Source organism: Rhodovulum sp. ES.010, assembly GCF_900142935.1.
Taxonomy (GTDB): Bacteria; Pseudomonadota; Alphaproteobacteria; order Rhodobacterales; family Rhodobacteraceae; genus Rhodovulum.
This window is the reverse complement of sequence record NZ_FSRS01000001.1, coordinates 2,613,632-2,636,854: the sequence shown is the minus strand read 5'-3', so window position 1 is coordinate 2,636,854 and position 23,223 is coordinate 2,613,632. Positions and strand designations below refer to the sequence as shown.

Annotated in this window: 21 protein-coding genes; 13 read left to right on the top strand and 8 right to left on the bottom strand. The window is 66.3% G+C overall.

The window, feature by feature from the left end; all coding sequences use genetic code 11:
• Window positions 1-4 precede the first annotated feature (4 nt).
• The 3 genes from BUR28_RS12970 (at window position 5) to BUR28_RS20440 (ending at window position 1,440) form a co-directional block, all read left to right on the top strand.
• Window positions 5-397 carry a MarR family winged helix-turn-helix transcriptional regulator gene (locus tag BUR28_RS12970; protein ID WP_074221645.1) on the top strand — a complete coding sequence of 131 codons (393 nt, stop codon included), beginning with the start codon at window positions 5-7 and terminating at the stop codon, window positions 395-397.
• 85 nt (window positions 398-482) lie between these two features.
• The gene (locus tag BUR28_RS20445; protein WP_074218878.1) at window positions 483-848 is read left to right on the top strand and encodes a helix-turn-helix domain-containing protein; all 366 of its coding nucleotides are present in this window, start codon (window positions 483-485) and stop codon (window positions 846-848) included.
• Window positions 835-1,440 (top strand): IS630 family transposase, encoded by a 606-nt coding sequence (locus tag BUR28_RS20440; protein ID WP_139307493.1) that lies wholly within the window; start codon window positions 835-837, stop codon window positions 1,438-1,440. The genes BUR28_RS20445 and BUR28_RS20440 overlap by 14 nt, the downstream gene beginning before the upstream one ends.
• A gap of 144 nt (window positions 1,441-1,584) precedes the next feature.
• On the opposite strand, the gene ubiG is transcribed toward BUR28_RS20440, so the two are convergent.
• Window positions 1,585-2,331, bottom strand: a complete 747-nt coding sequence (gene ubiG / locus BUR28_RS12955; protein WP_074220510.1) for a bifunctional 2-polyprenyl-6-hydroxyphenol methylase/3-demethylubiquinol 3-O-methyltransferase UbiG — start codon at window positions 2,329-2,331, stop codon at window positions 1,585-1,587.
• Window positions 2,332-2,402: 71 nt separating this feature from the next.
• On the opposite strand from ubiG, the gene pip reads away from it, so the two are divergent.
• From pip to infB, 6 genes are all read left to right on the top strand, one after another.
• The gene (pip, locus tag BUR28_RS12950) at window positions 2,403-3,392 is read left to right on the top strand and encodes a prolyl aminopeptidase (RefSeq protein ID WP_074220509.1); all 990 of its coding nucleotides are present in this window, start codon (window positions 2,403-2,405) and stop codon (window positions 3,390-3,392) included.
• 3 nt (window positions 3,393-3,395) lie between these two features.
• Window positions 3,396-4,022 carry a class I SAM-dependent methyltransferase gene (locus BUR28_RS12945; RefSeq protein ID WP_074220508.1) on the top strand — a complete coding sequence of 209 codons (627 nt, stop codon included), beginning with the start codon at window positions 3,396-3,398 and terminating at the stop codon, window positions 4,020-4,022.
• Between the two features lie 143 nt (window positions 4,023-4,165).
• Entirely contained in the window at window positions 4,166-4,759 is a 594-nt protein-coding gene (gene rimP / locus BUR28_RS12940) for a ribosome maturation factor RimP (protein WP_074220507.1), read from the top strand.
• A 3-nt stretch (window positions 4,760-4,762) separates the two neighbouring features.
• Entirely contained in the window at window positions 4,763-6,397 is a 1,635-nt protein-coding gene (gene nusA, locus BUR28_RS12935; protein WP_074220506.1) for a transcription termination factor NusA, read from the top strand.
• Window positions 6,398-6,417: 20 nt separating this feature from the next.
• On the top strand, window positions 6,418-7,038 hold the full coding sequence (locus BUR28_RS12930) for an RNA-binding protein (protein ID WP_074220505.1): 621 nt from the start codon (window positions 6,418-6,420) through the stop codon (window positions 7,036-7,038).
• A 7-nt stretch (window positions 7,039-7,045) separates the two neighbouring features.
• Window positions 7,046-9,523: a translation initiation factor IF-2 gene (gene infB / locus BUR28_RS12925; RefSeq protein ID WP_074220504.1), complete on the top strand. Its 2,478-nt coding sequence runs from the start codon at window positions 7,046-7,048 to the stop codon at window positions 9,521-9,523.
• 351 nt (window positions 9,524-9,874) lie between these two features.
• Here the strand turns inward: infB and BUR28_RS12920 are convergent, their stop codons facing one another.
• Genes BUR28_RS12920 through BUR28_RS12910 form a run of 3 tightly spaced genes read right to left on the bottom strand, consistent with a single transcriptional unit; the run spans window position 9,875 to window position 12,505 of the window.
• Window positions 9,875-10,273 carry a (deoxy)nucleoside triphosphate pyrophosphohydrolase gene (locus tag BUR28_RS12920; protein WP_074220503.1) on the bottom strand — a complete coding sequence of 133 codons (399 nt, stop codon included), beginning with the start codon at window positions 10,271-10,273 and terminating at the stop codon, window positions 9,875-9,877.
• The gene (gene argJ / locus BUR28_RS12915; protein ID WP_083626637.1) at window positions 10,270-11,637 is read right to left on the bottom strand and encodes a bifunctional glutamate N-acetyltransferase/amino-acid acetyltransferase ArgJ; all 1,368 of its coding nucleotides are present in this window, start codon (window positions 11,635-11,637) and stop codon (window positions 10,270-10,272) included. The genes BUR28_RS12920 and argJ overlap by 4 nt, the downstream gene beginning before the upstream one ends.
• Window positions 11,638-11,656: 19 nt before the next feature.
• Entirely contained in the window at window positions 11,657-12,505 is an 849-nt protein-coding gene (locus tag BUR28_RS12910; RefSeq protein ID WP_074220502.1) for a peptidylprolyl isomerase, read from the bottom strand.
• 181 nt (window positions 12,506-12,686) lie between these two features.
• Here BUR28_RS12910 and secA point away from each other — a divergent pair, with 181 nt between their 5' ends.
• The 3 genes from secA to BUR28_RS12895 all read left to right on the top strand — a co-directional run bounded on the left by secA (window position 12,687) and on the right by BUR28_RS12895 (window position 17,501).
• Window positions 12,687-15,410 carry a preprotein translocase subunit SecA gene (gene secA / locus BUR28_RS12905; protein WP_074220501.1) on the top strand — a complete coding sequence of 908 codons (2,724 nt, stop codon included), beginning with the start codon at window positions 12,687-12,689 and terminating at the stop codon, window positions 15,408-15,410.
• A 252-nt stretch (window positions 15,411-15,662) separates the two neighbouring features.
• Window positions 15,663-15,923 carry a hypothetical protein gene (locus BUR28_RS20135; RefSeq protein ID WP_175566948.1) on the top strand — a complete coding sequence of 87 codons (261 nt, stop codon included), beginning with the start codon at window positions 15,663-15,665 and terminating at the stop codon, window positions 15,921-15,923.
• 21 nt (window positions 15,924-15,944) lie between these two features.
• A complete protein-coding gene (locus tag BUR28_RS12895; protein WP_074220499.1) occupies window positions 15,945-17,501 on the top strand; it encodes a phosphate ABC transporter substrate-binding/OmpA family protein in 1,557 nt (518 codons plus the stop codon).
• Here BUR28_RS12895 and radC read toward each other — a convergent pair.
• The 3 genes from radC to dnaK all read right to left on the bottom strand — a co-directional run bounded on the left by radC (window position 17,498) and on the right by dnaK (window position 21,482).
• Window positions 17,498-18,265 carry a RadC family protein gene (gene radC, locus BUR28_RS12890; RefSeq protein WP_083626635.1) on the bottom strand — a complete coding sequence of 256 codons (768 nt, stop codon included), beginning with the start codon at window positions 18,263-18,265 and terminating at the stop codon, window positions 17,498-17,500. The two genes, BUR28_RS12895 and radC, sit on opposite strands and share 4 nt — an antisense overlap.
• Window positions 18,266-18,330: 65 nt before the next feature.
• A complete protein-coding gene (dnaJ, locus tag BUR28_RS12885; RefSeq protein WP_074220498.1) occupies window positions 18,331-19,482 on the bottom strand; it encodes a molecular chaperone DnaJ in 1,152 nt (383 codons plus the stop codon).
• A gap of 74 nt (window positions 19,483-19,556) precedes the next feature.
• Complete coding sequence (gene dnaK / locus BUR28_RS12880) at window positions 19,557-21,482, bottom strand: molecular chaperone DnaK (RefSeq protein ID WP_074220497.1); 1,926 nt, start codon at window positions 21,480-21,482, stop codon at window positions 19,557-19,559.
• Window positions 21,483-21,660: 178 nt separating this feature from the next.
• Between dnaK and BUR28_RS12875 the strand changes: the two genes are divergently transcribed.
• Window positions 21,661-22,293 (top strand): alpha-ketoglutarate-dependent dioxygenase AlkB family protein, encoded by a 633-nt coding sequence (locus tag BUR28_RS12875; RefSeq protein WP_074220496.1) that lies wholly within the window; start codon window positions 21,661-21,663, stop codon window positions 22,291-22,293.
• A gap of 102 nt (window positions 22,294-22,395) precedes the next feature.
• On the opposite strand, the gene BUR28_RS12870 is transcribed toward BUR28_RS12875, so the two are convergent.
• Window positions 22,396-23,220 carry an ABC transporter permease gene (locus BUR28_RS12870; protein WP_074220495.1) on the bottom strand — a complete coding sequence of 275 codons (825 nt, stop codon included), beginning with the start codon at window positions 23,218-23,220 and terminating at the stop codon, window positions 22,396-22,398.
• Between the last annotated feature and the right edge of the window lie 3 nt (window positions 23,221-23,223).

Sequence of the window (23,223 nt, the reverse complement as noted above, 5' to 3'; positions counted from 1 at the left end):
CTTCATGGCCGACCAGCTTGCGCGCAATCGCATTTCGAAGGCGCTGCCTAAGGGGATGGAACTCAGCCATTTCTCGGTGCTGAACCACCTTGCGCGGATCAACGAGGAACGCTCGCCCGCCCAGCTCGCTGCCACCTTTCATGTCACCCGCGGTGCGATGACCAATACCCTGAACCGGCTGGACTGGGCGGGCCATGTCCATATCCGGCCCGACTGGGACGATGCCCGGCGCAAGATGGTCTCGATCAGCCCGGCCGGCCGATCCGCGCGGGAGGCCGCGATCCAGGCCGTCGTGCCGGTGCTGTCGGAAGTCGTGGCCGGCGTGGGGGAGGAGCGCCTGCGCGCCGCGCTCCCGGTGCTTCGCATGCTGCGCCAGGCCCTGGAAGGCCCACGCTAGAGCGTGTCGCCGGCTTTCGGATTCAGGATTCCCAGATTGGCCGTGATGTGATTCCGTCTCTTTGAGGTAGATATGGGGGTCATAGATGGGCAAACCACATCCGATAGAGCTACGCGAGCGTGTCGTCGCGTTCGTGGACGAAGGTCATGGGCATCGCGAAGCGGCACGGCACTTCCGGGTATCGCCGAAGTTCGTGAACGAGCTGATCAAACTGCGTCGCGAGACCGGATCACTCAAGCCCCGGCCCCAAGGCAATGGCGGCGGGCACGGCAAGCTTGCGGGCGTGACCGGCTGGATCGAAGCCCGCGTCGCCGCCAAGGGCGAGATCACGCTCGATGAATTGGCCGTTGAGCTGGCCGAAACCCATGGCATCGAGGTCCATCGCGGCACGATCTGGCGGGTGCTGCGCGGGCTTGGTCTGACGCACGAAAAAAGACCTGCAGGCGCTTGAGCAGAAGCGCAAGGATGTCGCCGATCTGCGGCGCATCTGGATCGCGAAACGCCAGCCCTTCATGGCCAACCATCTGGACCGGCTGGCCTTTGTGGACGAGACCTCGGTCAAAACCAACATGGCCAAGACGACCGGCTGGGCCCCGTTCGGGCAGCGCCTCGTCGATCACGCGCCGTTCGGACATTGGCGCACCCAGACCTTCGTCGCGGCCCTGCGCCACGACCGGCTCGACGCACCATGGATCATCGACGGGGCGATGAACGCCGAGATGTTCGCCCTCTACATCGAAACCCAGCTGGGGCCGACGCTGCGCAAAGGCGACGTTGTCATTCTCGACAACCTGTCGAGCCATAAGGCCCCGGCCGCAGCGGCGTCCCTGCGTGCGATTGGCACCTGGTTCCTGTTCTTGCCGCCTTACAGCCCGGACCTGAACCCCATCGAAATGGCGTTCTCAAAGCTGAAGTCGCTCATAAGGAAGGCAGCCGCGCGAACCTACGATCAACTTTGGGCGGCCGTCGGCCATGTCTGCGACCTCGTCTCAGACCAAGAATGCTACAACTACTTCAAGGCTGCCGGCTATGAGGCCGATTAAATGCGACGCGCTCTAGGCCCGGTGCTCGGCGCAAGGGCCTGTCGCGCCGGCGCGGCGTCTTCTTCTGGCCGGAAATATCCCGGGGGTCCGGGGGCAGCGCCCCCGGCCGGTCGGCTTGGCGGCCGCCAAGCCGAAACCGAAGCGTCAGGCGGGTTTCACCGCCGCGGTGACGTAGTTCACGCTCAGGTCACGGCTGGACAGCGACCAGGACCAGGTGATCGGGTTGAAGACGAAACCGGTCCGATCGAACGGCGTCATCCCCGCCTGCTCGATCAGCGCGCACAGTTCGTCCGGGGTGATGAACTTTGCGTATTCATGGGTGCCCTTGGGCAGCCAGCGCATCACGTATTCCGCCCCGAAGATCGCCATCACGAAGCTCTTGGGGTTGCGGTTTATCGTCGAACAGATGTGCAGCCCGCCGGGCTTCAGCAAATGCTGACACGCGGTCAGATAGTGCAGCGGGTCGGCGACATGCTCCACCACCTCCATGTTCAGAACCACGTCGAACGTCTCGCCCGCCGCGGCCAGCGCCTCGGCGGTGGTGTGACGATAGTCGATCTCCAGCCCCGACTGCTCGGCATGGATGCGCGCGACCGGTATGTTGCGTTCGGCCGCGTCGGCCCCCACGACCTCGGCCCCGAGCCTTGCCATAGGCTCGGCCAGCAGCCCGCCGCCGCAGCCGATGTCCAGCAGGCGCAGCCCCGCGAAGGGTGTCTCCGCCGACAGGTCGCGGTCGAATTCTGCGGCGATCTGGCGCGTGATGTAGTCCAGACGGCAGGGGTTGAGCATGTGCAGCGGCTTGAACTTGCCGTTCGGGTCCCACCACTCGGCGGCCATCGCCTCGAATTTCGCCACCTCGCCGGCATCGACGGTGGTTTCCGATCCTTGCATCGCGAGCTCCGTTCCTGTCTTCTGTGAACACACCTATTGGGTGTGGCGCTCCGGGGTTATATAGGCGGCTCATGGACAAATCCGCAGGCCAAAAGCGCGCATCGCAACTTCTTTATCCGCCGCTCGACCCGTTCGACCAGCGGATGCTCGACGTGGGCGAGGGCCACCGTATCTATGTCGAGCAGTGCGGCAACCCCAGGGGCATCCCCGTGGTGGTGCTGCACGGGGGGCCGGGCGGCGGCTGCAGCCCGGCGATGCGCCGCTATTTCGACCCGGCGGAGTTCCGCGTGATCCTGTTCGACCAGCGCGGTTGCGGGCGCTCGCGGCCCCATGCCTCCGTTTCGGCCAACACCACCTGGCATCTCGTCTCCGACATCGAGACGATTCGCGACACGCTCGGGATCGACCGCTGGGTGCTGTTCGGCGGCAGCTGGGGGGCGACGCTGGCGCTGATCTACGCCCAGGCGCATCCCGACCGCGTGGCCTACCTCGTTCTGCGCGGCGTCTTTCTGATGACCCAGGCCGAGCTCGACTGGTTCTATGGCGGCGGCGCCGGGCAGTTCTGGCCCGACCTCTGGGCGCGCTTCGCCGACCTCGTGCCCGAGGACGAGCGCCACGACATGATCGAAGCTTACCACCGGCGGCTGTTCTCCGGCGACATGATGCTGGAAACCCGCTACGCGCGGGCCTGGGCGGCGTGGGAGAACGCCCTGGCTTCGATCGACCACGATGGCCCGATGGGCGAAGCGCCGGCCGATTATGCGCGCGCCTTCGCCCGGCTTGAGAACCATTATTTCCGCAATCGCGGTTTCCTCGACCGCGACGGCCAGATCCTGCAGGACGTTGCTCTGATCTCGCATATCCCGGCGACCATTGTGCAGGGTCGCTATGACATGGTGTGCCCGCCCGCTTCGGCCTGGGCACTGGCCGAACGCTGGAGCCGGGCCGAACTGAAGATGGTGCCGCTGGCGGGCCACGCGCTGTCCGAGCCGGGGATCAGCGCCGAGTTGGTGCGCACGATGCGCGGCGTGCAGCGGCAGTCGGGGGCGTTGGGTCTGTAGTCCATGAGCGCGAATGTCCGTTTCTGGGATCGGCTCGCCCGGCGCTATGCCCGGATGCCGGTGCGCGACCCCGACGCTTATGAACGCAAGCTGTGCCTGACGAGAGACCACCTGACGCGGGAGTCGCGCGTGTTCGAGTTCGGCTGCGGCACCGGCACCACTGCCCTGAAACATGCCCCCCACGCGGGTCATGTCACCGCCATCGACTGTTCGGTCAACATGATCGAGATCGCACGGGAAAAGGCTGCATCCGAGGGCGTGACCAATGTCCGCTTCGAGGTCGCCAGCCTAGAAGACATGCCCGCGGCGACCGGACCCTACGACATGGTCATGGCGCACAACGTCTTGCACCTCTTAGAGGACCGGCAAGGTGCGCTCGCGCGCGTGCGCGCGATGCTGCGGCCCGGCGGAATCTTCGTGTCCAGCACGGCCTGCGCGGCCCGCGCGCCTCTGGTCTTTCGCGTCATCATCAAGGGGGGCCATGCCGTCGGCCTTCTGCCGCTCTTCAACCTTCTGACCGAGGACCAGCTCAAGGCCGAGATCGAGGGGGCGGGTTTCGAGATCGTCGAGGAGTGGCTGCCCGAGGGCGGAAAGTCGGCGCTGTTCCTGATCGCGCGCAAGGTCGCATAGCGCAGACCGCGGACAATCTCCTTGCAGTTTCGCGCGCATCCGCCTATATCCCCGTCGACAGCGGCGGTTCGGCCTCCACCCCCGAACCTCTACCGGTGAATTCCGCGCGGGCCGTTGGCCCGCTTTTTTGTGTCTGGACACCCATGACCGACCTTGTCGCCAAGACTGCCATCGACCGGCGCCTCGCCGGGATCCTGACCCCCGTGATCGAGGGGATGGGCTATGAGCTGGTGCGCGTGCGCCTCATGGGCGGCAAGATCAAGACGCTGCAACTGATGGCCGAACGCCCCGATGGCGGCATCGAGGTGGACGATTGCGCGGAGATTTCCACGGCGGTCTCGGCCGTTCTGGATGTCGAGGACCCGGTCGAGGATGCCTACACGTTGGAAGTGTCCAGCCCGGGAATCGACCGTCCCTTGACCCGGCTCAAGGACTTCGAGACCTGGGAAGGGTACGAGGCCAAGCTGGAGACCACCGAACTTATCGATGGCCGACGCCGCTTCAAGGGCCTGCTTGCGGGCCTGGAGGACGGCGAGGTTCTGATCGAGATTACCGGCGCGGATGGTCAGCCCGTCACCATCGGTCTGGAGTTCGACTGGCTGTCGGACGCCAAGCTGGTACTGACCGAAGAGCTGATCCGCGAGATGCTCAAGGCGCGCAAGGACGCCGGGATCATCGACGACAAGGATTTTGACGAGATCGAGACGGACGAGGGTTCCGTCCCGCAGGAGGACTGAGACATGGCGATTACCTCTGCCAACCAGCTGGAACTGTTGCAGACGGCCGAAGCCGTCGCGCGCGAAAAGATGATCGACCCCGATCTCGTCGTTCAGGCGATGGAGGAGAGTCTCGCCCGCGCCGCGAAGTCGCGCTACGGCTCGGAAATGGACATCCGCGTGTCGATCGATCGCAAGACCGGGCGGGCGACCTTCACCCGCGTTCGCACGGTGGTCGAGGACGAGGAACTGGAGAACTACCAGGCCGAGCTGACCGTCGAACAGGCGAAACAGTATCTCGATGACCCCAAGGTCGGCGACAGCATCGTGGACGAGGTGCCGCCCGTCGACATGGGCCGGATCGCCGCGCAGTCGGCCAAGCAGGTGATCCTGCAGAAGGTGCGCGAGGCCGAGCGCGACCGGCAATACGAGGAATTCCACGACCGCGCCGGCACCATCATCAACGGTGTCGTCAAGCGCGAGGAATACGGCAACGTCATCGTCGATATCGGCCGGGGCGAGGGCATCCTGCGCCGGAACGAGAAGATCGGCCGCGAAAGCTACCGCCCGAACGACCGCATCCGCTGCTACATCAAGGATGTCCGGCGCGAGACGCGGGGGCCGCAGGTTTTCCTGTCGCGCACCGCGCCCGAGTTCATGGCCGAACTCTTCAAGATGGAAGTGCCGGAAATCTACGACGGCATCATCGAGATCAAGGCCGTGGCCCGCGACCCCGGCTCGCGCGCCAAAATCGCGGTTATTTCTTATGACGGCTCCATCGACCCGGTGGGCGCCTGCGTCGGCATGCGCGGCAGCCGCGTGCAGGCCGTGGTCAACGAGCTTCAGGGCGAGAAGATCGACATCATCCCGTGGAACGAGGATCAGGCGACCTTCCTGGTGAACGCGCTCCAGCCTGCCGAAGTTAGCAAGGTCGTTATCGACGAGGAGGCCGGCAAGATCGAGGTGGTGGTCCCCGACGATCAGCTTTCGCTGGCCATCGGCCGGCGCGGCCAGAACGTGCGGCTGGCCAGCCAGCTGACCGGGCTCGACATCGACATCATGACCGAGGCCGAGGAAAGCCAGCGCCGCCAGGCCGAGTTCGAGGATCGCACAAAGCTCTTCATGGATACGCTGGACCTCGACGAGTTCTTTGCCCAGTTGCTTGTGTCGGAAGGCTTCACCAATCTCGAAGAGGTGGCTTACGTCGATATCGACGAACTGCTGGTGATCGACGGGGTGGACGAGGACACCGCCAACGAGCTTCAGGCCCGCGCCCGCGATCATCTGGAGGAACTCAACCGCAAGGCCCTGGAACATGCCCGCGAACTGGGTGTGGAGGACAGCCTGGTTGAATTCGAGGGGCTGACACCCCAGATGTTCGAGGCGCTGGCCGAGGACGGCATCAAGACCCTCGAGGACTTTGCCACCTGCGCCGACTGGGAGCTTGCCGGGGGCTGGACGACGGTCGATGGCGAGCGCGTGAAGGACGAAGGTCTTCTTGAGAAGTTCGACGTCTCGCTGGAAGAGGCGCAGAGCCTTGTGATGACGGCCCGCGTCCAACTGGGCTGGGTCGACCCGGACGAGTTGGCGGCCGAGGCTGACGAGGCAGAGGACCAGCCCGAAGAGGCCGGGGAGAGGCAAGAGGAGGCCGGGGCCTGATCCTGGCGCCGGAGGCCCCGATGTCCCGCGGAGGCGCACGCAAGGCCCCAACCGAGCCCGAACGGCGATGCATCGCCACGGGTGGGGTGCAGCCAAGGGCCGGCCTGATCCGCTTCGTCGTGGCGCCCGAGGGTCGGGTGGTGCCCGACCTCCTGGGCAAGCTGCCCGGTCGCGGCATATGGGTGTCGGCGGACCGGGCGGCGTTGCAGACCGCGGCGAAGAAGCGTCTGTTCGCGCGGGCGGCGAAACAGGCGGTGACGGTGCCGGAGGACCTGCTGGACCAGGTCGAGACGGGGCTGCTGCGGCGGGTGGTCGAAGGGCTGTCGCTGTCGCGTAAGGCGGGGCAAGCCGTGGTCGGCTACGAGAAGGTGCGCGGGTGGCTCGACACCGGCGAGGCGGCGGTGCTGATCCAGGCCAGCGACGGGTCGGCGCGGGGCAAGTCGAAGCTGCGCCCCCCGCGGCCCGAGGGGGCTTATATCGGCTGTCTGACGGCCCGGGAATTGGGTTTGGCATTCGGCCGGGAACATGTGATACATGGCGCGCTTGCGGGTGGCGGACTCACCGAACGTGTAGTAGAGGATGCCGCCAAGCTTTCGGGCGTGCGCGAGAAGATCGGGGGAGAGACCCCCGGGAAGGGTTGAAAACCGGATGAGCGATAGTGACGGCAAGAAGACTTTGGGTTTGCGCGGCGGGCCTCGGTCCGGCCAGGTGAAGCAGAGCTTCAGCCACGGCCGCACCAAGAACGTGGTCGTCGAGACCAAGCGCAAGCGTGTCGTCGTCCCGAAACCCGGCGCCGGCAAGTCTGGCGGCGGCGCGGGCGGTGCATCCGCGGGTGATCCTTCCAAACGTCCCGCCGGCATCTCCGATGCCGAGATGGAGCGCCGTCTGAAGGCGTTGCAGGCCGCGAAGGCCCGCGAGGCGGAAGACGCCGCAAAGCGCGCCGAGGACGAGCGCAAGCGCGAGGAAGAGCGCCAGCGCCGCCGCGAGGAAGCCGAGGCGAAGGAACGCGAACAGCGCGAGATCGAGGAAGCCGCGCGTCGCAAGGCGGCGGAGGAAGAGGAACGCCGCCGTCGCGAAGCCAGCGCGGCGGAGAAACCTGCGGCGTCCGCGACCCCCGAGGCCGCGAAGGCGGCGCCGAAACCGGCCGCCGCCCCGCGCAAGCCCGAGCGCGAGCGCGAACGCACCGACGACCGTCCCTCGCGCGGCAAGGGCAAGGGCGACAGCCGCCGATCCGGCAAGCTGACGGTCAACCAGGCGCTCGCCGGCGGCGAGGGCGGGCGGCAGCGCTCGCTCGCCGCGATGAAGCGCAAGCAGGAACGCATGCGCCAGAAGGCGATGGGCGGGGCTGAGAACCGCGAGAAGGTCGTGCGCGACGTGCAGGTGCCCGAGCAGATCGTCGTCTCGGAGCTTGCCAACCGTATGGCCGAACGCGTGGCCGACGTGGTCAAGGCGCTGATGCAGAACGGCATGATGGTCACGCAAAACCAGACCATCGACGCCGATACCGCCGAACTGATCGTCGAGGAATTCGGCCACCGCGTCCAGCGCGTCTCGGACGCCGATGTCGAGGACGTGATCGCCACGGTCTACGACAAGCCCGAGGACATGCAGGCGCGCCCGCCGGTCATCACGATCATGGGCCATGTCGACCACGGCAAGACGTCGCTTCTCGATGCGATCCGCAACGCCAAGGTCGTCGCCGGCGAGGCCGGGGGTATCACCCAGCATATCGGCGCCTACCAAGTGAAGACCGACAGCGGCACCACGCTGACCTTCCTCGACACACCAGGCCACGCGGCCTTCACGTCGATGCGGGCGCGGGGCGCGCAGGTCACCGATATCGTGGTGCTGGTGGTCGCGGCCGACGACGCGGTGATGCCGCAGACAATCGAGGCGATCAACCACGCAAAGGCGGCCGAGGTGCCGATGATCGTGGCGATCAACAAGGTCGACAAGCCCGCCGCGAATTCCGACAAGGTGCGCACCGACCTGCTTCAGCACGAGGTGATCGTCGAGAAGCTGTCGGGCGAGGTGCAGGATGTCGAAGTCTCGGCGGTGACCGGCCAGGGGCTTGACGAACTGCTGGAATCGATCGCGCTGCAGGCCGAACTTGTCGAACTCACGGCGAACCCGAACCGGGTGGCCGAGGGCGCGGTGATCGAGGCGCAGCTCGACGTCGGCCGTGGCCCGGTGGCCACCGTCCTCGTGCAGAAGGGCACGCTGAAGCGCGGCGATATCTTCGTCGTGGGCGAGCAGTGGGGCAAGGTCCGCGCCCTGATCAACGACAAGGGCGAGCGCGTCGAGGAAGCCGGGCCTTCGGTGCCCGTCGAGGTGCTGGGCCTGAACGGCACGCCGGAAGCAGGCGACGTCCTGAACGTGGTCGAGACCGAGGCACAGGCCCGCGAGATTGCTGAATACCGCGAGCAGAAGGCCAAGGAGAAGCGCGCCGCCGCCGGGGCCGCCACGACGCTGGAACAGCTCATGGCCAAGGCCAAGGAGGACGAGAACGTTCAGGAGCTGCCGATCCTCGTCAAGGCCGACGTCCAGGGGTCGGCCGAGGCGATCGTCCAGGCGATGGAGAAGATCGGCAACGAGGAAGTGCGCGTGCGCGTGTTGCACGCCGGCGTCGGTGCGATCACCGAAACCGATGTGGGCCTCGCCGAGGCCAGCGGTGCGCCGATCATGGGCTTCAACGTCCGGGCCAACGCGCCGGCGCGGAATGCCGCGAACCAGAAAGGTGTCGAGATCCGCTACTACAGCGTGATCTACGACCTGGTCGACGACGTGAAGGCGGCGGCCTCGGGCCTGCTGTCGGCCGAGATCCGCGAAACCTACATCGGTTATGCCGAGATCAAGGAGGTCTTCAAGGTCTCGGGTGTCGGCAAGGTCGCGGGCTGTCTGGTCACCGAGGGCATCGCGCGCCGGTCGGCCGGCGTGCGGCTGCTGCGCGACGATGTGGTGATCCACGAAGGCACGCTGAAAACGCTCAAGCGCTTCAAGGACGAGGTGGCCGAGGTCCAGTCGGGCCAGGAATGCGGCATGGCCTTCGAGAACTACGAAGACATCCGCCAGGGCGATGTCATAGAGATCTTCGAGCGCCAGGAGGTCGAGCGCAGCCTCGACTGAGCGACCGCCGAACAGAAGGTCAGAGGGGCGCCCGTCGGGGCGCCCCTTTTCTCCTCGTGCGTGGCGGTCGGATCCCTCAGGCGGCGCGAGTCACCGGATGTCCTTCGTACAGCCGGTCGCCCACGCGCACGACGACCCTGCCGTCCGGTCGATATCCGACGAGCGCCCCTTGAACCGATACGCACGATCCAAGGATAATGGTCTGGATCATCGCCTTCTGTCTCCCAACTGCAAACACTCATTTTGTAAGCCGCACGAGCCCTGCGACGAAAGAATATTTCGTCGCGGTCGGTGGTCATGGGCGGATGTTCGCCGAGCGGTGACAGCTTTTCCCCACCGGGCGGGGGCGGTTCACAGCCAGTCGCGCAGGATCGGGATCAGCGGCAGGTCCGCGGCGGGCATGGGAAACTTGTTCAGGTCCCTGGCATGCGCCCATCTGAGGGTCTGTCCCTCATGGCCGTGGAGCTGTCCCTTCCACTTGCGGCAGGCGAAGAGCGGCATCAGGAGGTGGAAGTCCTCGTAGGAGTGGCTGGCGAACGTCAGGGGCGCGAGGCAGCTTTCCCAGGTGTCGATCCCGAGCTCTTCCTTCAACTCGCGCATCAGCGCGGCCTCGGGCGTCTCGCCCGGCTCCACCTTGCCGCCCGGGAATTCCCAAAGCCCGGCCATCGGCTTGCCCTCGGGCCGCTGGGCCAGCAACACCCGCCCATCGACATCGACCAGCGCCACCGCGGCGACAAGGACCATCTTCATGAGCGGTAGTCGGCGTTGATGTCGATGTAGCGATGGGTCAGGTCGCAGGTCCAGACGGTGGCCGCGCCCTTGCCGAGGCCGAGATCGACCCCGATCTCCAGTTCGTCCCGCCGCATGTAGGCCGCCCCGGCCTCTTCCTCGTAGCTCTCCGCCACCCAGCCCTTCTCGGCCACCAATATGTCGCCGAACCGGATCGAAAGCGCGTCGCGGTCGGCCTTGGCGCCGGATTTGCCCACCGCCATGACGATGCGCCCCCAGTTGGGATCCTCGCCGGCGACGGCGGTCTTGACGAGCGGCGAGTTGGCCACCGCCATGGCCACCTTCTTTGCGTCCGCCGGGCTGGCGGCCCCGGTGACGCTCACCTCGACGAATTTCGTGGCGCCCTCGCCGTCGCGGACGACCTGCTGGGCCAGATCGAGCATCACGCCGCGCAACGCCTCCTGGAAGGTCTTGGCGGCGGCACTCCGCAAGTCGGCGATCTCCGGTGCTTTCGACTTGCCCGTCGCAGCCAGCAGCAGCGTGTCCGAGGTCGAGGTGTCGCCGTCGACGGTGATGCAGTTGAAGGTCTCGTCGGTCAGGCGCGCCAGCATCCGCTGCAGCGGCGCATGCCCGATCTTCGCGTCAGTAAAGATGTAGACCAGCATCGTCGCCATGTCGGGGGCGACCATGCCGGAGCCCTTGGCGATTCCGGCGATGTGGACAGGCTGGCCTTCGATCTCGACGACGGCCCCGGCGCCCTTGGGGTAGGTATCGGTGGTCATGATCGCGCGTGCGGCCTGCGACAGGCCGTCTTCGGAAAGTCGGCCGGCAAGGTCGTCGAGGACGGCGGTGATGCGGTCATGGGGCAGCGGTTCGCCGATCACGCCCGTCGAGGAGGTGAAGACCCGCGTCTCGGGCACGCCGGTGGTCTTTGCCGTGGCGTTGCAGACCGCCTTGACCGCCGTCTCGCCCGCGGCCCCGGTAAAGGCATTCGCGTTCCCTGCATTCACCAGGATCGCCGCACCCTGCCGCGGCCCGGCGTCGGTGCCGATCTTGGCCTGGCAATCGAGCACCGGCGCGGCGCGGGTGGCCGAGCGGGTGAAGGCTCCCGCGATGGTGGTGCCGGGGGCGAGCCGCGCCAGCATGACATCGGGCCGCCCGCCATAGCGCACGCCGGCCTCGGCGGCGGCAAAGGCCGCGCCGCGAACGACCGGCAGGAGGGGAAAGCCGCCGGGCGGGGCCAAAGGCGAGACATGCGGCGCCTGGCGTTGGCTGGCAGTCGCCGCCTGCAGTTCCTTGCGCAGCCGCTTCACTTCGCGCTTCAGCGGCTTGACCTTCGCCTTCTTGATCTTCTTCGCGATGTCTTTTTTCTTCGCCTTGGCCATCTGTTCCCCCGGTCCGCGCCTAATCTTGGTTCAGAATCTCGCGATTCTTCAGGATCGACGGGTCGATCTCCACGTCCGTGCGGCTGATGTCGGCCTCGGCGGTGTAGGTTTCGAGCGCGGTTTCCATGGCGTCGCGCTGGATCTGCTGCACCAGTTCTGCGCGGACATCCTCGATCGCGGGGGCGTCTTTCAGGCGCGTTTCATGCAGCTTGATGACATGCCAGCCGAACTGCGTCTGCACCGGGCCGGCCACGCCGCCCGGCTCGAGCTCCACCACCGCCACCTCGAAGGGCTTGACCATCATGCCTGCCGTGAACCAGCCGAGATCGCCGCCGTTGGGGCCCGACGGCCCCACGGAATTCTCCTTGGCGAGCGTGGCGAAATCGGCGCCGTTCTCGATCTCGGCGAGAAGCGCCAGCGCGTCCTCCTCGCTCTCGACAAGGATGTGGGAGGCGTGGAACTCGGTCGTCGGCTCGGCGGTCGCGTAGGCCGCCTCGTAGGCGTCTTGCACCGCCTCCTCGGTTACTGCGTCTTCGGCGATGCGGCTGAGCGCCTCGCCGGCCACGAAGGACCGCCGCTCGTTCTCGAGCGCGAGCTTCGCGCCGAGCGACAGCTCGCCACCGGCGCGTTCCACCACCGCGCTCTGCCGGATCAGTTGGTCGAGCACCGCTTGGTAAAGCACGTCGTCGGGCAGTTCCTGGTATTCCGCCGGCAATTGCGATCGCAGCACGATCATGTGCCCCAGCGTGATTTCGCTTTCGCCGACGCGGGCCACGACCGTGTCCGGGCCGACATCCTGGGCCGCGGCCGGCAGGGCGAGCCCCGCGACGAGGGCGAGGGCGAGCAGCGGTTTCGGGGCTTCGGACATTGGGCAACTCCTATCGGGCCGCGCGCTTGGCGACGTTGACTCCATTCTGGCCGCCCCTTACATCGCTGTTGATCCTTGGGGCCGGGCTGCAGACTCTGGCCACTTCTATTGCCGCAATGTCAGGCGGGCAAGGCGTCCGTAGAACAACATCCTGTCAGTCCGCCACCGTCTCGGAGAGAATATGCTGGGCATCGGAACAGTCACCCGTAAGGTCTTTGGCACCAAGAACGACCGCACGGTCAAGAAGGTGCGGCCCCTGGTGACCCGCATCAACGAGCTCGAGCCTGAGTTCGAGTCGCTGAGCGACGAGGGTCTGACGCAGAAGACCGCCGAGTTCAAGCAGCGCGTCGCGGCCGGCGAAAGCCTGGACGACATCCTTCCCGAAGCCTTCGCGAATTGCCGCGAGGCGGCGCGGCGCGCGCTGGGCCTGCGCGCCTTCGACGTGCAGCTCGTGGGCGGCATCTTCCTGCATCGCGGTAACATCGCCGAGATGAAGACCGGCGAGGGCAAGACCCTGGTCGCGACCTTCCCGGCCTACCTGAACGCGCTGACCGGCGGGGGCGTGCATATCGTCACCGTGAACGACTACCTCGCCAAGCGCGATGCCGAGTGGATGGGCAAGGTCTACGGCGCGCTCGGCATGACCACCGGCTGCGTCTACCCGTGGCAGCCCGAGGAGGAGAAGCGCGCCGCCTACCAGGCCGATATCACCTACGGCACCAATAACGAGTTCGGCTTCGATTACCTGCGCGACAACATGAAGGCGGAGCTGAAGGACATGGCCCAGCGCGGCCATCACTACGCCATCGTCGACGAGGTGGACTCGATCCTGATCGACGAGGCGCGGACGCCGCTGATCATCTCCGGCCCCAGCCAGGACAGGTCCGAGCTTTACGTTACGCTCGACAAGGTCGTACCCGAGATCACCGAAGAGCATTACAAGCTGGACGAGAAGACCCGCAACGTGACCTTCACCGAGGAAGGCAACGAGTTCATGGAAGAGCGGCTCCACGAGCTCGGCATCCTGCCCGAAGGTCAGTCGATGTACGACCCCGAGAGCACGACCATCGTCCACCACGCCACCCAGGCGCTCAAGGCGCACAAGCTGTTCCTCAAGGACAAGGATTACATCGTCCGCGACGGCGAGGTCATGCTGATCGACGAATTCACCGGCCGCATGATGCGCGGCCGGCGCCTGTCCGAGGGCCTGCACCAGGCGATCGAGGCCAAGGAGGGCGTCAAGATCCAGCCCGAGAACGTGACGCTGGCCTCGGTCACCTTCCAGAACTATTTCCGCCTCTACGACAAGCTGGCGGGCATGACCGGCACCGCGTCCACCGAGGCCGAGGAATTCGACCAGATCTACGGCCTTGGCGTGGTCGAGATTCCGACCAACCGCCCCATCGCCCGCGAGGACGAGCATGACGCCGTCTATCGCACAGCGCGCGAGAAATACGACGCCATCGTCGAGACGATCAAGGAGGCCAACGCCAAGGGCCAGCCGGTTCTGGTCGGCACAACCTCGATTGAAAAGTCCGAGATGCTGTCCGAGATGCTCAAGAAGGCGAAGGTGCCGCATAATGTGCTGAACGCCCGCCACCACGAGCAGGAGGCCAAGATCGTCGCCGATGCGGGCCGGCTGGGCGCCGTCACCATCGCGACCAACATGGCCGGTCGCGGCACCGACATCCAGCTTGGCGGCAATGTCGAGATGAAGGTGATGGAGGCGCTGGCCGAGGACCCGGACGCCCATCCCGACGAGCTGCGCAAGCGAATCGAAGCCGAGCACGCCGACGAGAAACAGAAGGTTCTCGAGGCCGGCGGGCTGTTCGTGCTGGGCACCGAACGCCACGAATCCCGCCGCATCGACAACCAGCTGCGCGGTCGGTCGGGCCGCCAGGGCGACCCGGGGCGATCCGCCTTCTTCCTGTCCCTGGAAGACGACCTGATGCGCATCTTCGGGTCCGACAGGCTGGACAAGGTCCTGTCCGGCCTTGGAATGAAGGAAGGCGAGGCGATCGTGCACCCTTGGGTGAACAAGAGCCTCGAAAAGGCCCAGGCCAAGGTCGAGGGGCGCAACTTCGACATCCGCAAGCAGCTCTTGAAGTTCGACGACGTGATGAACGACCAGCGGAAGGTCATCTTCGGCCAACGCCGCGAGATCATGGAGGCCGACGACCTCTCCGATATCGTTCAGGACATGCGCCACCAGGTGATCGACGATCTGGTCGAGACCTCCATGCCGCCGAAATCCTATGCGGAGCAATGGGATACGGAGGGGCTGCACAAGGCGATCGTCGAGCAGCTGAACCTCAATGTGCCCGTGAAGGACTGGGCCGACGAGGAAGGCGTGGACGACGACGACATTCGCGAGCGGCTTTACGATGCGTCCGACGAGGCGATGGCGACCAAGGCGGCCCAGTTCGGCCCCGAGGCGATGCGCGGGATCGAGAAACAGGTGCTGCTGCAGACCATCGATACCAAGTGGCGGGAACACCTGCTGACGCTTGAACACCTGCGTTCGGTGGTCGCCTTCCGCGGCTATGCCCAGCGCGACCCGCTGAACGAGTACAAGACCGAGTCCTTCACACTGTTCGAATCGATGCTGAACGCGCTGCGCGAGGACGTGACGCAGAAGCTCGGGCAAATCCGGCCGCTCACCGAGGAAGAGCGGAACGAGATGATGCGCCAGCTGGCGGAGGAACAGCGCCGGATGCAGGCGGCCGCAGCCGAGAGTGTGCCAGAGCATGCCGCCGCGCCGGGTACCGCGGCGAAGGTTCTGGAAGGCGCGGCGGAAGGCTTCGACGAAACGCGCCCCGAGACCTGGGGCGACCCCGGGCGCAATGACCCGTGCCCCTGTGGATCGGGCAAGAAGTTCAAGCACTGCCACGGCCAGCTGGTCTGACAGGCCGCGCCGCGGCCCGGAATCCGCGCAACTCCGCCCCGCCCTTGCCCATTTTCTCGCGTAACTGGGGAGAGGATGGAGTGGCCGGAGAGCGCCATGGGCAGACGCAGAGAACGGTTTTTCGCCATTGGGCTGAGCGTGGCGATGGTGGTCGCCGCCGCACAGTCCATGGGTCCCGGTCACGCCGACTCGGCCTTGGTGGCCTCGACGGAGGCCTCGCCTGTCCTTCTTGCGGGACGCGACTCTGGCCCTGTGACCTACACCTTCGGGCCGGTTCCCGCCGTGCCGCCGCTTTCCCGTAGCCGCGCCCTGCCCTCCATCCCGTCCGACCCCGCCTTGCGCCCGATGCGGAGTCGGCTGACCCACGGCCTTTCGGCACGTCCCGACGAGCCGTTTTCCGACATGCGCGGTGGCGCCCGGGGTTTCGAACTCACCGGTCTGCCTCACCGCGTCGGCGGCGAATTTCCGGTGTTGAAAAACCTGCCCCGACCCCGGAAACTCGGCGCGAACTGAGGCGACCTGGTTCTTGCAGACATGCGGCTTTTCGGGTGCGCGGCGATGCTCGCCGCGCTCTTTCATCTGGGGTGGGGCGGTCCGGCCTGCGCGCAGGACGTCACTCTGACCTCGCGCGACGGCTCGGTCGAGATCAGCGGCACCCTCGTCGGTTTCGACGGCGAGTTCTACCGCGTCGCAACGGTCTACGGGCCGCTGACGCTCGACGGTCAGGCGGTGATCTGCACCGGGCCGGGCTGTCCGACGATCGAGGCCAGTGTCGCGCAGTTCCGGTTCTCCGGGGCCCCGTCGCTCGGGCGGGTCCTGATTCCGGCGCTGATCGCGGCCTATGCCGAAAGCCGCGGGCTGGTCGTGGACGCGCGCGAGGATGCGCGCGACCGCGTGTTCGTGCTGGGCGACCCCGACGCCGACCGCCGGGTGGCCGAGATTGCCGTGGGCACGGGCAGCACCGACGAGGGGTTCGCAGACCTCCTGGCTGGCGAGACCGATCTCGTGATGGCCGCCCGCGAGGCGCGCCCGGACGAGGTACGGCGGGTGCGCGACGCTGGGCTTGGCGACCTGACCAACCCGGCCCGGCGTCACGTGGTCGCGCTCGACGCCGTCGTGCCCGTCGTGGCACCCGGCCAACCTGTGACCGACTTGACCATCGCCGAACTGGTCGCGCTGATGTCCGGCGAGGCGGCGGACTGGACGGCGGTCGGCGGCCCAGAGGCGCCGGTCAGCCTGCACCTGCTAAGCGCGCGGAACGGCCTGCAACAGGCCGCGGCCGCCCGTCTCCTGAGTGGGCGGGCGCCTGCGGCGACGGCAACGCCACATGCCACCCCGGAGCAACTGGCCGCGGCCGTGGCCGACGACCCGCTGGGGTTGGGCGTCACCCGGTTCTCGGCGCTCGGCCCAGCCGTCCAGCTTCCGGTTGTCGGGGGGTGCGGGATGCCGCTGGTGGCCAGCGTCGAATCGCTCAAGACCGAGGATTACCCGTTCGCCGCGCCGCTCTTCCTTTACACGCCGGCCCGCCGCCTGCCGCTGTTCCTGCGCGAGTTCCTCGACTATCTGGAAACCCCGGCTGCGCAGTTGGTGGTTCGGCGCGCCGGTTTCGTCGACCAGCGGCGGGATGTGCTGCCGATGGCGCTCCAGGGCGACAGGCTCGCCCAGGCGATCGCGCAGGCCGGAACGGAGGTTCCGCTGTCCGAGTTGCAACGCATGGTGGCGGCGCTGGCGGGGGCCGGCCGGTTGACCACCACCTTCCGGTTTCGCACGGGCGGCTCGGCCCGGCTCGACGCGCAATCCTACGCCAACGTGGCCACGCTTGCACACGCCTTGGAGGCCGGGCTGTTCGACGGGCGAACGCTGATCTTTGCGGGATTCAGCGACGGTGCCGGGCCGGCCTCGGCCAATCTCTCGCTGGCCCGGCGCCGGGCCGAGGCTGTGTTGGAGGCGGTGCGGGCGGCGGCGACCGCTGCGGATTTCGGGCGGGTGCGGCTGCGCGTCGAGGCCTTCGGCGAGGCGCTGCCGCTCGCCTGCGACCAGAGCGACTGGGGCCGGCTCATCAACCGCCGGGTCGAGGTGTGGCTGCGCTAGAGATAGCCCGCCGCGCGGAAACTGACCTCGCGCGCCTGGCCCACGATGATGTGATCATGCAGCACGAGCCCGAGGGCGACGCAGCCGGCGTTGACCTGTTCGGTCATGGCGATGTCGGCCGTGGACGGGGTCGGGTCGCCAGACGGGTGATTGTGCACAAGGATCAGGGCTGAGGCGTTGAGTTCCAGCGCCCGCTTGACCACCTCGCGCGGGTAGACCGGCACATGGTCGACCGTGCCATGGGCCTGTTCCTCGTCGGCGATCAACACGTTCTTGCGGTCCAGAAACAGCACCCGGAACTGTTCGGTCTCGCGGTGGCCCATTGAGGTGCGGCAATAGTCCAGAAGCGCCTCCCACCCGGCAATCACAGGGCGGTGCATGACCCGCGAGCGGGCCAGCCGGTGCGCCGCGGCCTCGACAACCTTCAGCTCGGTCAGCACCGCGTCGCCGACGCCCTTCACCTCGCGCAGACGCGCGGGCGAGGCGGACAGCACGGCATTGAAGCTGCCGAACCGGTCGAGCAGGGCCTTGGCCAACGGTTTCACGTCCTGACGCGGGATGGCGCGGAACAGGACGAGTTCCAGCAATTCGTAATCCGGCATCGCGTCCGCGCCGCCCGCCATGAAGCGGCTGCGCAGCCGCTGGCGATGATCGCGGATGTAGGAGGGCAGCCGCGCGCCCTTGGCAAGCGCATGCACCCCGGTCCCTGCGAAGATCGGCAGGGGCGGTTCGGACAGCTGGTTGGGATCGCTGGGGCGAGTCATTGCCCCGAGACTAGGTAAAACATGCTGAACGAAAGGTTAACTCCGGCCGATTCCGGGACCCGTGCTCAGCTTTTCATCCCGTCCCAGAAACTCTTGACCTTCTTGAAGAAGCTGGACCCTTCGGGGTTGTTTTCCTCGCTGAGTTCCTCGAACTCGCGCAGCAGCTCCTTTTGGCGTTGGGTCAGGTTCACCGGCGTTTCGACGGCAAGCTCGATAAACATGTCGCCTTGTCCCGTGCCGCGGAGTGCGGGCATGCCCTTGCCGCGCAGGCGCATCTGCTTGCCCGACTGGCTGCCGGCCGGCACCTTCACGCGCGTTCGGCCGCCCTCGATCGTCGGCACCTCGATCTCGCCGCCCAGCGCCGCGGTCGCGATCGAGACCGGAACCCGGCAATAGAGATCCATTCCCTCGCGCTCGAAGAGCGGGTGCGGCGCGACCTCGATGAAGATGTAGAGATCGCCCGGAGGACCGCCGCGCAGGCCTGCCTCGCCCTCGCCGGCAAGCCGGATTCGCGTGCCGGTCTCGACGCCTGCGGGAATGTTGACGGCAAGCGCGCGGTCGCGCTCGACCCGGCCGGCGCCGCCGCAGGCCGTGCACGGGTTCTTGATGATCTGGCCCATCCCGCCGCAGGTGGGGCAGGTGCGTTCGACGGTGAAGAAACCCTGCTGGGCGCGCACCTTGCCGAGACCCGCGCAGGTCGGGCAGGTGGCCGGTTCCGCGCCGCCCGCCGCCCCGGTGCCGCTGCAGATGTCGCAGGCGACGGAGCCCGGCACCTTGATCGTCTTCTGCAGCCCCGCATGCGCCTCTTCCAGGGTAACGCGCAGGTTGTAGCGCAAGTCGGAGCCGCGGGTCGCGCGCTGGCGCCCGCCGGGGCCGCCGCCCATGAAGTCGCCGAACAGGTCGTCGAACACGTTGGAGAAGGCCGACGCGAAATCGCCGCCACCCCCTCCGAAGCCCGGACCGCCCGGACGCGGCCCGCCGCCCATGCCGCCCTCGAAGGCAGCATGGCCAAAGCGGTCATAGGCGGCCTTCTTGTCGGGGTCCTTCAGCGTCTCGTAGGCCTCGTTCACTTCCTTGAAATCGGCCTCGGCGCCGGGGTTGTCAGCGTTGCGGTCGGGGTGAAGCTCTTTCGCCTTCTTGCGGTAGGCCTTCTTGATTTCGTCGGCCGAGGCGCCGCGGGCGACGCCAAGAACCTCGTAGAAATCACGTTTTGCCATCGGCTATCCCTCTGCGCGTAACGCGTGGGCCGGCCCGGGTGCCCCCGGACCGGCCTTTTCCGTCCCTGTCGCCCTTACGAGCGTTTCCCGTCGTCGTCCAGGTCCTCGAACTCGGCATCCACGATATCCTCGTCGACGCCGCTTGGCCCGTCATCGCTCTCGGGTTCGGCCTGCGCGCCCGCGGCCTCTTCCTGCTGGGCCTTGTAGATCGCCTCGCCCAACTTCATCGCGGCCTCGGACACGTTCTGGATGCCGCCCTTGATCTTGCCGGCATCCTCGGTTTCCAGGGTATCCTTGAGCGCGGCAACGGCCAGTTCGATCGCCTCCACCGTCGAGGGATCGACCTTGTCGCCGTGTTCCTCAAGCGACTTCTCGGTCGAGTGGATGAGGCTCTCGGCCTGGTTCTTGGTCTCGACCAACTCGCGCCGCGACTTGTCGGCCTCGGCATTCGACTCGGCATCCTTGACCATCTGGTCGATCTCGTCGTCGGACAGACCGCCGGAGGCCTGGATCGTGATGATCTGCTCCTTGCCGGTGCCCTTGTCCTTGGCCGAAACCGACACGATGCCGTTGGCGTCGATGTCGAAGGTCACTTCGATCTGAGGCATGCCGCGCGGCGCGGGCGGGATGTCCTCAAGGTTGAACTGGCCCAGCATCTTGTTGTCCGAGGCCATTTCGCGTTCGCCCTGGAACACCCGGATCGTCACCGCCGACTGGTTGTCCTCGGCGGTCGAGAAGATCTGGCTCTTCTTGGTCGGGATCGTGGTGTTGCGGTCGATCAGGCGGGTGAACACGCCGCCCAAGGTCTCGATTCCAAGCGACAGCGGCGTCACGTCCAGCAGCACGACATCCTTGACGTCACCCTGCAGCACGCCGGCCTGGATCGCGGCGCCCATCGCCACGACCTCGTCGGGGTTCACGCCCTTGTGGGGCTCTTTCGCGAAGAACTTGGTCACTTCCTCGACGACCTTGGGCATCCGGGTCATGCCGCCGACCAGCACCACCTCGTCGATTTCCGAGGTCGAGATGCCGGCATCCTTCAGCGCGGCCTGGCAGGGCTTGATCGAGTTCTTGATGAGGTCGCCAACCAGGCTTTCCAGCTTTGCCCGGGTCAGCTTCATGACCATGTGAAGCGGTGTGCCGGTGTCCTTGTCCATCGAGATAAAGGGCTGGTTGATCTCGGTCTGGCTGGAGGAGGACAGTTCGATCTTGGCCTTTTCGGCGGCTTCCTTGAGGCGCTGCAGCGCCATCTTGTCCTTGGTCAGATCAACGCCGTGCTCTTTTTTGAACTCCTCGGCGAGGTAGTTCACGATGCGCATGTCGAAGTCTTCGCCGCCCAGGAAGGTGTCGCCGTTGGTGGACTTCACCTCGAACAGGCCGTCGTCGATTTCCAGGATCGTGATATCGAAGGTGCCGCCGCCAAGGTCGTAGACGGCGATGGTCTTGCTGTCCTTCTTGTCGAGCCCATAGGCCAGCGCGGCCGCCGTCGGCTCGTTGATGATGCGCAGCACTTCCAAGCCGGCGATCTTGCCGGCATCCTTGGTGGCCTGGCGCTGCTGGTCGTTGAAATAGGCCGGCACGGTGATCACCGCCTGCTCGACCTTCTCGCCGAGATAGCTCTCGGCGGTTTCCTTCATCTTTTGAAGGATGAAGGCGGAAATCTGGCTGGGGGAGTATTTTTCGCCCTTAACCTCCACCCAGGCATCGCCATTGCCGCCGTCGACGATGGAGTAGGGAACGAGTTTCCTGTCCTTCTCCACCTCCGCGTCGGTCAGGCGGCGCCCGATCAGGCGCTTGACCGCAAACACCGTGTTGTCGGGGTTGGTGACGGCCTGCCGTTTGGCGGGCTGGCCCACGAGGCGTTCGTTGTCGGTGAAGGCGACGATCGAGGGGGTGGTGCGCGCGCCTTCGGCGTTCTCGATCACGCGAGGCTGCGACCCATCCATGATGGCGACGCAGGAGTTGGTCGTCCCGAGGTCGATCCCGATGACTTTGGCCATGTGTGTTACCTCTTCTTCGGCGATGTTCTGGAAGGCAGACCCAGATGCGGCCTCCGCCCTCCGATCCCAAAATACGTGGGCCGGGAACTGGTCCCGGACCCGTGTCTCGGGGGTATATAAGGAGGGGTCATCGACCCTGCAAGCGTGGCTTATGACAGAAATGTGAGGATGGTGAAGGATGTCCGAAACACCCCCGCACCCCCGCCCGACGCCTGGCCTTCTGCTGCGCGGGGTCGAGATTTTCCCGGGCTGGCTAGAGCCGCCCGCGCAGGCGGAGATGGTCGAAGATCTGCGTGCGGTGGTGGCCGCGGCGCCCTTCTTCCAGCCCGAGACGCGGTTCGGCCGGAAGATGAGTGTCCGTATGACGTCGGCGGGGCGCTACGGCTGGGTGTCGGACCGGCGCGGCTACCGCTACGAGCGGCGCCATCCCTCGGGCGTGGCCTGGCCGCCGATCCCGGCCTCGGTCCTTGCGGTCTGGGAGGCGATCACCGGGCTCGACCGGCGGCCCGACTGCTGCCTCGTCAACTACTATGCCGAGGGGGCGAAAATGGGGATGCACCAGGACCGGGACGAGGCCGATTTCGGCTGGCCGGTCCTGTCGATTTCGCTGGGGGACGCGGCACGGTTCCGAATCGGCAATATCGAACGCGGCGGGGCCACCGAAAGCGTCTGGTTGAATTCCGGCGACGTGCTGGTGATGGGCGGAGAAGCGCGGCTGGTGCATCACGGAATCGACCGTGTCCGGCCCGGATCCTCTACTCTTCTCAAGGGCGGGGGCCGGCTGAACCTGACGTTGCGGGTCGTGGATTGACGTGCCCGTGGGGCCAACGCCTCACGCCCCGGGCGCCGAGAAGTCCTTGGGGTTGGCCCGGCCCGCTGCGCATGGGCCGTCGGGCGGGCAAGCGTTCGAGTCCTAGCGCCGCGCGTACCAACTCGCCGAGGCGAATTTCCGCGTGTAGAACTCGCCCATCAGTCCGATCATGATAAGCGCGACGCTGACATAGATAGGGTAGGAGACGGCCGTGAACTGGGGGCTGTAGTTGATGAAGGTATAGCCGCGCGCCTGATCGATGCAGTGGAACAGCGGGTTCCAGTCGAACAACGTCAGCATGTAGCCCGGCAGCGTGTTGGCGAGGAACATCTTGCCCGAGGCGATCATGTTCAGCCGCTGGTAGATCATCGAGACCAGCCCGACGGCGCCGGGGGCCCAAGGCTTCATCGCCAGCAGGACGAGACCGATCGAGAAGCCGGAGAACCATGACAACAGCACCATGCCGATCGCGCCGACCGGATTGTAGATGGTGATCGGCGTGAAAGCGACGTGGTAGACGAACAGGACCACGAACATCGAAAGAAGCTGGACGTAGAGCGCGCCGATCGCGGCCGACCCGATCGCGACGATGGTGTTCATCGGGGCGTGCTGCATCATCGGCGAGGCCGGACCTTCCGAGCCGATCACCGCGGACATCGTCTTGTTGAAGGTCAGGAAAAGGAAGATGCCCGACATCAGGTAGAGCAGGAAATCGCCCCGGACCGCCGAGCCGCGCATGCCGGGCACCAGGGTGAACATCAGGTAGAAGGCGAGGATGAAGATCACCGTCTGCATGATGTTCATGATCAGCCCGACGACGGCATTGCGATGGCTGCGGCGCACATGGCGGACGCTGCCATGATAAATCAGACCGAGCAGGCGAACGAGGCCCATGGTGGTCGATCTGGGTCTGCTCGGCTGAAACATTGC

Coding starts and splice junctions, on each gene's coding strand:
- BUR28_RS20445 (WP_074218878.1), top strand. CDS start 483: ATGGGCAAACCACATCCGATAGAGCTACGCGAGCGTGTCGTCGCGTTC.
- BUR28_RS12945 (WP_074220508.1), top strand. CDS start 3,396: ATGAGCGCGAATGTCCGTTTCTGGGATCGGCTCGCCCGGCGCTATGCC.
- BUR28_RS12875 (WP_074220496.1), top strand. CDS start 21,661: ATGTCCGAAACACCCCCGCACCCCCGCCCGACGCCTGGCCTTCTGCTG.
- ubiG (WP_074220510.1), bottom strand. CDS start 2,331: ATGCAAGGATCGGAAACCACCGTCGATGCCGGCGAGGTGGCGAAATTC.
- BUR28_RS12910 (WP_074220502.1), bottom strand. CDS start 12,505: ATGTCCGAAGCCCCGAAACCGCTGCTCGCCCTCGCCCTCGTCGCGGGG.
- argJ (WP_083626637.1), bottom strand. CDS start 11,637: ATGGCCAAGGCGAAGAAAAAAGACATCGCGAAGAAGATCAAGAAGGCG.
- dnaK (WP_074220497.1), bottom strand. CDS start 21,482: ATGGCCAAAGTCATCGGGATCGACCTCGGGACGACCAACTCCTGCGTC.
- dnaJ (WP_074220498.1), bottom strand. CDS start 19,482: ATGGCAAAACGTGATTTCTACGAGGTTCTTGGCGTCGCCCGCGGCGCC.
- secA (WP_074220501.1), top strand. CDS start 12,687: ATGCTGGGCATCGGAACAGTCACCCGTAAGGTCTTTGGCACCAAGAAC.
- BUR28_RS12930 (WP_074220505.1), top strand. CDS start 6,418: ATGTCCCGCGGAGGCGCACGCAAGGCCCCAACCGAGCCCGAACGGCGA.
- BUR28_RS12870 (WP_074220495.1), bottom strand. CDS start 23,220: ATGTTTCAGCCGAGCAGACCCAGATCGACCACCATGGGCCTCGTTCGC.
- infB (WP_074220504.1), top strand. CDS start 7,046: ATGAGCGATAGTGACGGCAAGAAGACTTTGGGTTTGCGCGGCGGGCCT.
- BUR28_RS12920 (WP_074220503.1), bottom strand. CDS start 10,273: ATGAAGATGGTCCTTGTCGCCGCGGTGGCGCTGGTCGATGTCGATGGG.
- BUR28_RS12895 (WP_074220499.1), top strand. CDS start 15,945: ATGCGGCTTTTCGGGTGCGCGGCGATGCTCGCCGCGCTCTTTCATCTG.
- radC (WP_083626635.1), bottom strand. CDS start 18,265: ATGACTCGCCCCAGCGATCCCAACCAGCTGTCCGAACCGCCCCTGCCG.
- pip (WP_074220509.1), top strand. CDS start 2,403: ATGGACAAATCCGCAGGCCAAAAGCGCGCATCGCAACTTCTTTATCCG.
- rimP (WP_074220507.1), top strand. CDS start 4,166: ATGACCGACCTTGTCGCCAAGACTGCCATCGACCGGCGCCTCGCCGGG.
- nusA (WP_074220506.1), top strand. CDS start 4,763: ATGGCGATTACCTCTGCCAACCAGCTGGAACTGTTGCAGACGGCCGAA.
- BUR28_RS12970 (WP_074221645.1), top strand. CDS start 5: ATGGCCGACCAGCTTGCGCGCAATCGCATTTCGAAGGCGCTGCCTAAG.